Origin of the sequence: Gemmobacter lanyuensis, assembly GCF_014652355.1 — a bacterium.
Classification (GTDB): domain Bacteria; phylum Pseudomonadota; class Alphaproteobacteria; order Rhodobacterales; family Rhodobacteraceae; genus Gemmobacter; species Gemmobacter lanyuensis.
On sequence record NZ_BMYQ01000025.1, the window covers coordinates 1 to 10,525 of the forward strand.

9 protein-coding genes are annotated in these 10,525 nt (G+C 58.9%); 2 read left to right on the top strand and 7 right to left on the bottom strand.

The window, feature by feature from the left end; all coding sequences use genetic code 11:
- The first annotated feature begins 581 nt into the window (after positions 1 to 581).
- Complete coding sequence (locus tag IE101_RS19210) at positions 582 to 1,448, top strand: LysM peptidoglycan-binding domain-containing protein (protein WP_189635462.1); 867 nt, start codon at positions 582 to 584, stop codon at positions 1,446 to 1,448.
- Between the two features lie 66 nt (positions 1,449 to 1,514).
- Entirely contained in the window at positions 1,515 to 2,834 is a 1,320-nt protein-coding gene (locus IE101_RS19215; protein ID WP_189635463.1) for a hypothetical protein, read from the top strand.
- Positions 2,835 to 2,849: 15 nt separating this feature from the next.
- On the opposite strand, the gene IE101_RS19220 is transcribed toward IE101_RS19215, so the two are convergent.
- The 7 genes from IE101_RS19220 to IE101_RS19250 form a co-directional block, all read right to left on the bottom strand.
- A complete protein-coding gene (locus IE101_RS19220) occupies positions 2,850 to 3,707 on the bottom strand; it encodes an aldo/keto reductase (RefSeq protein ID WP_189635464.1) in 858 nt (285 codons plus the stop codon).
- Positions 3,704 to 4,972: a glycosyltransferase family protein gene (locus IE101_RS19225; RefSeq protein WP_189635465.1), complete on the bottom strand. Its 1,269-nt coding sequence runs from the start codon at positions 4,970 to 4,972 to the stop codon at positions 3,704 to 3,706. Before IE101_RS19225 ends, IE101_RS19220 begins: the two co-directional genes overlap by 4 nt.
- Positions 4,969 to 6,099 (bottom strand): glycosyltransferase family 2 protein, encoded by a 1,131-nt coding sequence (locus IE101_RS19230; protein WP_189635466.1) that lies wholly within the window; start codon positions 6,097 to 6,099, stop codon positions 4,969 to 4,971. The genes IE101_RS19225 and IE101_RS19230 overlap by 4 nt, the downstream gene beginning before the upstream one ends.
- 83 nt (positions 6,100 to 6,182) lie before the next feature.
- Positions 6,183 to 7,325 (bottom strand): glycosyltransferase, encoded by a 1,143-nt coding sequence (locus IE101_RS19235; protein ID WP_189635467.1) that lies wholly within the window; start codon positions 7,323 to 7,325, stop codon positions 6,183 to 6,185.
- Between the two features lie 94 nt (positions 7,326 to 7,419).
- Entirely contained in the window at positions 7,420 to 8,865 is a 1,446-nt protein-coding gene (locus IE101_RS19240) for an oligosaccharide flippase family protein (RefSeq protein WP_189635468.1), read from the bottom strand.
- A gap of 321 nt (positions 8,866 to 9,186) precedes the next feature.
- Complete coding sequence (locus IE101_RS19245; RefSeq protein ID WP_229804326.1) at positions 9,187 to 9,657, bottom strand: MarR family EPS-associated transcriptional regulator; 471 nt, start codon at positions 9,655 to 9,657, stop codon at positions 9,187 to 9,189.
- A gap of 349 nt (positions 9,658 to 10,006) precedes the next feature.
- A partial coding sequence (locus IE101_RS19250; RefSeq protein ID WP_189635469.1) for a transposase occupies positions 10,007 to 10,525 on the bottom strand: 519 nt, incomplete at its 5' end.

Genomic DNA, 10,525 nt, shown 5'->3' on the forward strand with positions numbered 1-10,525 from the left:
GACCCCGCCGACAAACCGAAGATTCCGCTTGCCAAACAGGGGGCATCCACACACGCTCTGGGTTTGCCGGAGGCTCCATGTGTGGATGCCCCGGTTCATGCAAGGATAAATTCGTGCCGCCGAGCATGTGATCGGGTGCGGTCATGTGTCAGGCCTGTCGATGCGGCGATGTAGTTGCCGCCGGCCGTCATGGAGATACGCGGAACAGGCGCAAATCAACTCGACGAGCTTTTCGCTCTTGGAGCCTCGGTGCTTTTCCTGGTCCCGATCAGTCCGATCATTTGCCCTTGACGTTCACGACCTCCTCACATGCCCACCTCTCCTGATCCCGCGGCGACCGAGCGTTTGCTCAAGCGGCTGCGAGGCCGGGATCCCGATAGTCTTCTTTCTTAGTCTGCATGGCCCAGATCGCGCGCGCCATCTTGTTTGCCAAGGCCCGAGTGACCGCTGTCTCAGTTGACACTGCAGAGTTGCTGGCAGCTCACAGGAGGGGAACGTTAAGTGATCTACTTGACCCTCACCGCAATGTCGAAGCACGATAGGAGCCTTGTCAAAGGCGACAAAAGAGCATTGGAGATGACATGCGCATTATTGCATATTCATTCGTGGCATTCACTTTTGCAGCGCAGGCATTCGCACAGCAGAATTACCTTGTTCAACCCGGCGATACATTGCAGACCATCGCATCGCGACAGCTGGGCGATCTTGACGCTTGGAACAGCATCTGTGTGTTGAACCGGCTGGAGAGTTGTGACCGGATCATGACGGGAATGACGCTGGAATTGCCAGTGGGCAATGATTTGGCCAGCGTACCTGCACCGGCCGAACCGCCGGCAGAACCGGTGACGCAGGCCCCTGCCGAGGAACGGGCCCCGCGGGCCGCGACACAGGCAGAGCCGGGCAGAGGTGTGAACCTTGTGGCCAACAGTCGCCTGTCGGGAGCAGCGGTCGGTGCGGGGGGGACGCTGCTGCAGACCTGGAGCATCGGTGGCTTTGATGCTGCGGAAGTTGTGGCAGTAGGTGAGGAAGAGGGCCTGCCCTATGTTGACATCCGGCTGAACGGCACCCCGTCGGGATCGGCGGTTTTTATCAACTTTTTGGACAGCGCCAACCCGATTGCGGCGGCCGGTGGGCAGACATGGACATCAAGCGCCTATGTGCGGCTGGTAGCGGGCGACCTGACGCAAGTGGATCGTGTGTTCCTGCGCTTGCAGGAATTTGTGGGCAGCGTCGGTGGCGACAGCGGCGGCACGGACATCACCGATGCGCTGGCGTCCAGAACGCGGGTGTCGACGACCCGCACCCTTTCGGGCGGTGCGACGGACCGGTTAATTAGCTTTTTCCGAATCGGACTGACTGGCGGCGCAGTCGACATGACCTTGCGGATTTCTGCCCCGCAGATCGAACAAGCAGACACGGCCGGCCCTGTGCAACTGACCGGTGGTTGAGAAGTGTCGGGTAATCTCGTAAGTGCAATGTCGACAAGAAGTGCATCGCAGCGAGAGCAACCACGCATGACCAGTATGATCTTTCAGCAGCCTGGTCATGCGTCGGTTTCAGAACCGACGAGTCTGAAGCAAACGCGGTTGATACTCGTACTTTTTCTTGTCTACGTGATTGGGGCACATCTGCGGCTGTCCCTTTATTCGGGCGGCAGTATTCTTGTCCCGATGTATCTGATGCTGTTCAGCTCGGCAGTCGTCGCCATTTGGTTTTCGGCTACTCTGTGGAAGACCAGCGGGTTAAAGTTTTGCGCGTTGCTGGGATTTGTTCTTTTTCAGCCCTTTTTGGGCGGTGGGGAAAGCGGATTTGGCGGCGCAATCCTGAGTGTTGTGCAGCTTGTCGCCTCAATGGTGGGGGCGCTGGCAATGATGTTTGCACTTGGCAAAGTAGATTCTGCACAGACGCGCAAATTAATCTTCACCATTTGGATTGTATTCATTGCGCTGGCCTTCATGGAATCGTTTTTTCTCAAGGCATTGTTCGATCAAGCGCGAGCCCTGATCTATTCTGAAACTGGGCGCGGTGTTTATATTGCCGTGGACCGTGACCTTGAGATTTACGGGCGTGTCCGCACCACTGTATTTGCCAGTGAGCCGTCGTTTCTTGCAGATACGTTGTCATCTTTGTCAGTGATGGTGTTCATGCTAACGAACAAGTCAGGCAAATTGGCTTCGTGGGCCTTGCTTGGTGCGATGCTGATTGTGAGTTTCTTTGTCGCACCGAGCTTCAAGATGAGCTTTTACCTAATTGGAGTTGTGATCTGGCAGTTCTGGCCGCGAAGCTTCACCAATTTGTTGCTGCTTTTGATTTTCCTTGGCATTGGCCTCGCGGTGGTTACGTCAAATGCTGATTCAATTTTTGCGTTACTGGATAGTGTGCTTGGCGGCCACAGTTCTACGGGTAGCTTTTTCGGACGTATTGGTTCTGCCCCCCTTGTGGGTATTGAAGCGCTATCAAAATTTCCGTTGTTTGGATTTGGGATAGGTAACGATGATGATGTCTACAGCATTATCGTTGAGGTTTGGCATCAGACCGGGGCGTTTATCCTGTTTCCTTGGTATGGAAGCCTTGGCGCTTCCGATCTACTGTCAAACGGATTTTGGTGGATGGTGACGTATCTAGGAATTGTTGGCACCGCCATCTTCCTTACGCTATCGGCAAGGTTGTTGCGTGGAGTCGGGGTGCTGACGCCTTGGCGCAGCTTGGTCTGTGGTTCCGTTGTCTGGTATGCAGGCTCTGCTTTCATCGATCCGCAGAGTTGGTTTACGATACTTGTTTTCTCAATCGGCGCATTGTCGCACAAAACGCCAACTGAGACTGCTAGACTTTGAAGCCAAGGCCCGGCATCACCCTTGGTGCTTGCGCGCCTGTGCTGCCTTTACTGCGGCTTCCAGGTGGGCGGGGCGGGTTGTGCCGATCAGGGTCACGGCGATATCCGGGCGTGACAGGATATCGGTGATGCGGCGGCTGGCAAAGCCCTTGGGGTCTGTGCCGCCGGTCAGTCCGGCAGGGCCGCCAAGAATTTCGCGCGCGATGATGGCGACGCCTTGCTGCCGGGCCTGCGCGATCAGCGCGTCATAGTTGGTATCGCCAAGGTGCAGCGGCAGTTGCAGAACCCTGATGCGCGGATCACCAAGTGCCGCGGCGGTTGCGGCCGGATCGTCGGGGGAAGCGCCGATCAGCCCGATCTTGCCCGCAGCCCGCGCTTTTACAAGCGCGGTGATGGCATCGCCCCGGCGCAGAACCTCGGGGGGGGCGCTGTGCAGCATGTAGATATCAACCCGGTCGCGCCGCAGCCGTTTCAGGCTGGCATCCAGCGCGCGGGTCAGGAAAGGCCCGTCCCAGCAGGTGGGCATCGGCTTTGACCGCGCCAGCGATACGGTTTTGCGCGCGCCGCCCAGATGGCGCGTTGCGATGCGAATTGCCCCCTTGAGCGGGACCATAACCCGTTTGGACAGCGGCAGGTATTTGCCGCCCTTGGAGCAGATGACACAATCGGGGCGGTTGCCAACCATTTCACCGATGTAGCGTTCGCTGTCACCCTGCGCGTAGATGTTGGAAGTATCAAACACCCGGATGCCCAGCTCAAGCGCGGTGCGCAGCAGCAGCCGGGCCTCGTCGCCGGTGGTGCCGTTCACCGAGCCGAGTCGGCTGCACCCAAGCCCAAGCGGCAGATCGTGGGGATGATGCAGAATGTCGGTCATGGCGTGCTCCGGGTCTGGGGGGATGCTGCTCCGCCGCCGCCAAGCGCTGCGATCAGGGCTGTTGCGCGGCTGTCCCATGAAAAACGGCCGGAACAATCGGCAAAGGCGGTGTTCATGATGTCATTCAGCCGGTCGAAATCATCGATGGTGTCCACCAGCAGATGCGCCAGTGCGGTATGGTCGGCGGCGGCGAGGTAACCCTTGCCTGCTGCCGTTGGCAGGCCCTCGATCGCCTCGGCCAGTCCGATGATGGGAAGCCGTTCGAACACATGGCTGAGCAGCCGCAGTTTGAAGCCACCGCCCAGCGTGTCGACGATCAGACCGGCGCGGGCCGCAAGTACCAAATCGGAAGGATCGTCGACAAAGCCGCGGACATCCAGCGTTGGGTAGTCGGTGGCAAGTTGGCGGCGCAGGCTGTCGGGCATGTCGCCGACGACCTGGGTTTCGATACCGGCTCGGGCAAGGATGGCGTGGCTTGCCCTGAGCCAGTCAAGCAGCACCTGCTGTTTTTGTTCGGACCGCCTGCCGCCCAGCAGCAGCACCCGGCGCGGGGTTTTCGCGGAAATGATGCGAGACGGGGAGATTCTGCCGTCATAACCGGGGGTTTGCATGAGATAGCGCTGCTCCGGGGCTACCTCGCGGTAGCGGCGTTCGTCTTCTTCGTTCAGCACGGTGACCAGATTGCAGTTTCGCAGCAGGCGGGTTTCGGACTGCCAGATCTTTGCCAAATCAAGCCAGGTTGCCAGTCGACCCACGATCGACAGGGGATAGGCGCCGTACTTCTTGCTCCGCGTGGCATATTCATGTTCATGCGAAAAGTGAACGAGCACGCAGGCCGGATGCAGGCGCCGGTAGGCTTCGAGCTTTGGCATGGCATGGACGGTGCCAAGGTTGTCAACGATGATGGCATCCCATTTGCGCGCCAGCAGGACATCAAGGCGTTTGTGATAGTCGGGCTGTGCCCCTTTCCAAGCCAGAAGCGGCCAGCGTGACAGGACCGAGCCTTTGCGCCCTTTGCGTTGCGGCCCCGTGACATGCCATTCGATGCGGCTATCAGCAGGCAGGACTGCACCGCTGTCGGCGCACAGCACGGTGACATTGGCGCGCAACGACAACGCTTCGATGATGCCGCGCGAATAGACGGCATCCCCCGCGATTGCAGGGGGATAGGGCATAACCTTTTCCAGAACAAGAATGTCCAAGGCGGCGGCTGGCGTGGCGGTTCCGGAGACCGGTAATGAGTTGTGATGGCTGTGTGAGGTCATCTGGACGCCGCAGGAACCCAGGTTTGAAAGGTCTGTCCGCGGATCGCCTTGATCACGCCCCAGAGAGTGGCGATCATGGAAAGCGCGATTTCAAAGATGGAATCGAGGGGTGTGAACCCGGTTCTTGAGGCTAGTGTTACGGTGAGGATCAGGAGGATCACTGCAAGAACACCAAGCCATAGGGACAGCGCGAAGCAAAATCCGAGGAAGCTGAGCAGCGCCAGAATGAGGAACAGCCCGCCGAACCAACGAAGCAGCTTGTGCGACACATACTTGAAACGGTTAAGCAGCGACATCCGGCCGAGTTGCGGCGAGAGGTGCTGATGGGTGTGGAAGGCACGTGCAGCGATACGGACTTTGCGCGAAAACTCGTCGCTGCGCGAAGCGACCAGTCTTTCGTATGCGATAACGTCATTGCATTTGATCAGACGGAAACCGCGGAAAACGACGTTCATCGAGACGGTGAAATCGTCGAGCACGGTATCCGGAAAATCCGGGTAAAGCGCCCGCCGGATCGCAAAGATTGAACCGTCTGCTCCCATAACGCTGCCGGTTTGGGCTTCCATGTCCTTGATCTTTTCTTCCAGTCGCCAATAGGCACCGCCGACCGAGGCTGTTGTGGAAGTGTCCGCGCCAAGATAGCGCAAGTTGCCACACAGCCCGCCCACGTCCGGATCTCCGTGCCAGAATCGGATCCGGTCAACCGCGTCTTCATCCAGCAGCACATTGGCATCAGTGAAGATCACGATGTCGCCCTTTGCACGGGCTGCGAGCTTTTTCATGCCGTGTGCCTTGCCCTGTCGCCCTTCACCGACGATGACCTCCAGCAATTCGGGCCGCGCTTGCATGGCGGCAAGCGTGCCGTCCGAAGAGCCGTCGTCATACGCCAGTACTTCAAGATCCGGGTGACGGGCCTTAAGACGGGCGATGTTCTCAAGCTTTTCCTGAATCGAGCGGGCTTCATTGAAAGCGCTGAAAACGAGGGTTATGGGCGTGTTAGCTCCGCCCTGCCCCCCACCCACGACCGGAGCACGCGGAAACAGACGCAGCAATGCTGGATAGATTGCATAAGGATAGATAAGAAGGGACAAGGAAAAGACGCCCGCGCAAAACAGAGCGATAGTCATGCGCCGCCCCCCTTGCCCTGTTGCAGGCCCGAGGCCGTTAACTTTGCGAGATGTGTCAATCTGCTATGCATCGGGGTTACCTTTCAGATCATTTCATCAAGAATTGTACGAACGAAATTTGCAGGCGTGTGTTTTGATGCGAATGTGGCCAAGACGGCGTTTGCCTGCCCGGACGCGGCCATGATCGCGCGCGCTATCTGTTTGGGGTCGCTACAATCGGTTGTCGCGCCCAGCTGGTAGCGATCCACCTGATAGCCGATCAGACCGGTCTTTTGTGCAATGAGCGGTTTGCCTGCGGCCACGGCCCAGTGCATCACGCCGGAAGAGCCGATGTGGTTTTGGTAAGGTGCCAGAATGATATCGGCGCCCGTGATCTCTGCCGCCAGATCTTCATCGGTCAAAAAACGGTCTTCCAGTTCGATGACGGCGTCTGGCAGTGCGGCGCGCTTCATGGCCAAGTTTTCCAGGAATGGCGCACGTTCCGCGTCGCCTAGACGGCCCACAAAGCGCAGGGCAAGCCCTGCGCGGTCGGCCGGTGCGAGATGCTGCCAAGCGTCGAGGGTTTGGAATATGCCCTTGCGCCGGGTCAGCGCCCCGAAAACCAGCGCGACCGCCCGCCCGTCACCGCGCTTTCGTGGGTGGATGCCGTTGAGCAAGGCCATATCCGGGGCCGGATCGGGCAGGAACACAAAGGCACCGCTTTGACCGGGGCCGCTTTTTGCGGCGACAAGTTCATCAAGAGTAAAAAGCGGCCCGCGGGTAACCCGCCGCGCCAATGCATAGGTGGTCCAACGCCGCGCCGCATCCAGCCGCGATTTCGCCGTGACAGGCAGGCCGTGGCGATTTGGCGGGCGGAAGATGACGCCCGAAATCCGGGCATCGCGCGCGATCGGGACAGGGTCAATGGCCGCCGCGACAACCGCGTGGTCAAAGAACGGCAAAAACACCGCACTGTCGCGCGCCAGATGCCGGGCGGCCTGCCACTGGGCGCGGCCACGGCACAACAGCGAACCGCTGGTCATGTCTGTCAGCCGTTCCGGTGCAATCGTTTCTGTTTCCACAGCGGTGTCCAACAGATAGGGTTCAAGCCGCGACAGCATTGCGGCGCTTGTCACCAGACGCAGCCCCGTCACCCGTGGGTCGCGCGATGCCATGATCAGGATCATGCGGGCCCAAAACGTGCAGTGCCCGTCGATCAGCGGCTCAAAGTAGGTGAATCTGGTCAAAGTCCTGTTCCTGAAATGGGAAGTCGCAGGCTGCGTGCCACGGATATGACGGCGCGAGCGAAGGCAAAAGCTATCGGAAAACTTAGAAACATCGTCAGATCCACCCTTTGCGCATTGCCGCAAATGCAAGCGGACCAAGGGTGACGGCATTCACAATTAACGCAATCAGGAGCGCGGGTTTAGGGTCAAGGGTATCTGAAAGCCATAGTGTCGCAAAGTTCAGTCCGGCGGCAACCAGCAGATACAGTGTCGCGCGTATAAGGTGCAGCGATTTTATCAGCCCACCAACAAGCCCCAGCCTTTGGCCGCAGATGAAGATGGCTGCAATTGCGCCGGCAACTTGGCCTGCCGCATAGATTGCTGCGAAGACCAGTACGTTGCCACCCAAAGCCATCGCAACCGCACCGGAGCCGAGCACGACACAGACCACCAAGAGGCCGACCATTCCGATGGCCTGAGCCTGCCCGCCTGCTTGTGCCGCCCAATGGAAGGGCGTAGCGACAGAAAACAGGATAAGTGCGGTTGCAAAGATGCGCACCGCCGTAACGATGTTGGTGTCTGATACGCCGATCCAGAGGCCGATGAGGCTGTCGGCGTGAAATATTAGGAACATTCCGGCAGGCACCACGACGGTGAGCTGTAACGCGACGCTGTCGCGCAGCAGGTCCATCGCTGCTTCGCGGTTTCCTGACGCGAACATCCCTGACAGCGCAGGCAAAAGCCCGCGCAGCGCCTCGTTCAGGGATTGGCCGACAACGGCGGGGATGCGCAGGCCGACGGTGAAAATACCGATGGCTGCCGCCCCAAGCATTTGTGCAACCAGCAGCTGCGAAAGCGGCTGATAGGCCCGTTGCGATATATCTGTCACTCCGAAGCCCGCAGAAAGCCTGCGCAGTTCCTGAAACCCGGCGCGGGGACCACGGACCGTGAATTCCTTGCGGATTAGAACGGAAGTCATGATGAATTCAACGATGCCGCCCATCAGCAATGCCATGCCAAGCACAATCATGCCGTCTGCCGCAAGGATCTGCATGAAGATTAGAGCGCAGATTGCTTGAACAGAAACACGAAGGATCGCTTTTACGTTGAACCAGTATTGTTGCTGCTGCCCCATGCGAATAGCGACAAGCCAGTTCGACGACAGCTGCAAAAGCGCCGAAAGGGCAGCCAGCAATGTGCCGATCATGAGTGTCTGTGACAGGCTGATGGCGACCGCAATCAGAACGGCTAGGGCGCCAGCACCAGCCAGTGCAAGACCCAGAAGCCGCCGAATTGCCGCCGCAAGGCTTTCCACCCCGTCCTGTGCGATACGGTAGGTCAGGGCATTGACCGTTCCCATATCGAGGATAAGCACGGTGAGGGCAACAGCACTTAGAAAAGCCCAGTGTCCGACCAGATCAATCCCGCCCGTTCGGGCGAAATAGCCGATGAGAAGAACATTTGTTCCCGCATTGAAGGCAAAGGCCAGCAGGACGATGATGCGGGTAAAGCGAAGGTGCTTGCGGATTTGTCCGACGTCGTTTTGGGCTGCACGATTCATCATTGCCCCCTGCGAGCTGCGCGGGGCAGCGGCCGTTGCGGCGTGCTTGTGCTGCTGTTGCAAAGGGAGAGAATGAACATTTGTAAACCGATGGTGAAAGCTGAATTGGTCGAAAACTGTCTTGGTGGCTCAAATGAGAGGGTCGTGCGGTCTGTTCACCCAATCCGTGTCTTTGCACCGGCTGTCGTCAGCCCCTGCCCGCCAGGCAGCGAATGTGATTCTGTGCAGAGGGCTGATTTTATGTGGTGTGTGCATTTTGTCAAACAGGCACAGGGTAAACACGCACAGGGCTTTGAAGGCTGTCTTGCATCACGACGTTTCCTAAAGGGCTTTAGCTTCGGCGCGGAGTGCTGCCAGATCGCTATCGGTAAGATCGGCGCCGACTTCGATGATTTCGGTCCTGAGGGCTTCGTACTCGGCCATCTTGCGCGACAGGAATCTGCGGGTCAGTCGTGCGCGCTCGGCCACGCCTCGCAGCGTCAGGACATAGGCATGGCGCCGCCTGTCTTCGGCTGCGGTGAACTTTCCCAGCTTGATCAAACCCTTTTCGAGCAGAGCGCACAGAACGTAATGGATGCCGCCTGTGCTAATACCGACAGCCTTGGCAAGATCACGCTGTGACATTTCGGGATGTGCATCAAGAATGCGCAGGACGCGAAAATGAACATCTTCGCGGAGCGTGTCCCGGCTGCTTGTCATCGCGCGCCAATCTCCATTGAATATGTATTCACGATCACTCAAAAATGAGCAGTAAAGGTTTCTGCGCTGCAGCGCAATACTGCAATCGCTCATGAAGGCGCGCTCTAGGGTCAGGACTTCGGTAACGGTGCCGTCCCAGTCAAGCGGTTTTGTGCATGCAGGGTCGGCCGCTGGGGTGCGGTTTTGAACATCTGTTCTTTCTCGGCCGTCCTGCTATCACCGCCGCCTTCGTCTGAGATCAACCCGGGTGCATGCTTCGGTCCGTGGTCAGCGCGGTGGCTGCCAACATGATGCTGGTTCAATGCAATTCCGATGTGCCCATCTCGTTGGCGTGCTCGATCTAAAGCGGCAACAGTCCTGACCGCGGCATCATCGGAACCGCGTCCCTGGGGGGACCTCGAAGGCCTGCGCTCAGGCAAGCATCGGTTTGGAACTCTGGTAGTCAGGCCGCATATGGCACCGCACTGTCGGACCTGAACTCAGTATCATCAACCCACATCCGGTGAAGGATTACCCCGATGCGCCGTGCCAAGGCGACCATGGCGCGCTTTGTGCCACGGCGGCGGGCAACCTGCGCGGCCCATGTTCTCAGCCAGGTCGAACGACCACGGTGCATCATGACCGTCGCAGCTTGGCACAGGGCGCGTCGAAGGTTGACGTCGCCCGCCTTGGTGATCCCGCAAGAGACATCGCGCTCGCCTGACTGGTTTCGCGAGGGCGTCAGGCCGACCCATGGCCCGACCTTCTTCGAGGACGTGAAGCGGCGAGGGTCATCTACAGCCGATCGATAGGTCAGTGCGACCACCGCACCGACCCCGGGCATGGACATCATGCGGCGGCAGGCCGGATCACCCTTGGCAAGCTGGCGGACACTGCGTTCCAACCCGGCTAGCTCCTGTCGGAGCGTAAGCGGGAAGCTGAGGCCGTTCAGGTCCGGTAGTTCCAGGGCATGAGGGCGTCG

What these genes read in the sequence shown, in the direction of transcription:
- IE101_RS19225 (WP_189635465.1), bottom strand. Translation starts at nt 4,972, where the DNA reads ATGACCTCACACAGCCATCACAACTCATTACCGGTCTCCGGAACCGCC.
- IE101_RS19230 (WP_189635466.1), bottom strand. Translation starts at nt 6,099, where the DNA reads ATGACTATCGCTCTGTTTTGCGCGGGCGTCTTTTCCTTGTCCCTTCTT.
- IE101_RS19245 (WP_229804326.1), bottom strand. Translation starts at nt 9,657, where the DNA reads ATGAGCGATTGCAGTATTGCGCTGCAGCGCAGAAACCTTTACTGCTCA.
- IE101_RS19210 (WP_189635462.1), top strand. Translation starts at nt 582, where the DNA reads ATGCGCATTATTGCATATTCATTCGTGGCATTCACTTTTGCAGCGCAG.
- IE101_RS19240 (WP_189635468.1), bottom strand. Translation starts at nt 8,865, where the DNA reads ATGAATCGTGCAGCCCAAAACGACGTCGGACAAATCCGCAAGCACCTT.
- IE101_RS19215 (WP_189635463.1), top strand. Translation starts at nt 1,515, where the DNA reads ATGACCAGTATGATCTTTCAGCAGCCTGGTCATGCGTCGGTTTCAGAA.
- IE101_RS19220 (WP_189635464.1), bottom strand. Translation starts at nt 3,707, where the DNA reads ATGACCGACATTCTGCATCATCCCCACGATCTGCCGCTTGGGCTTGGG.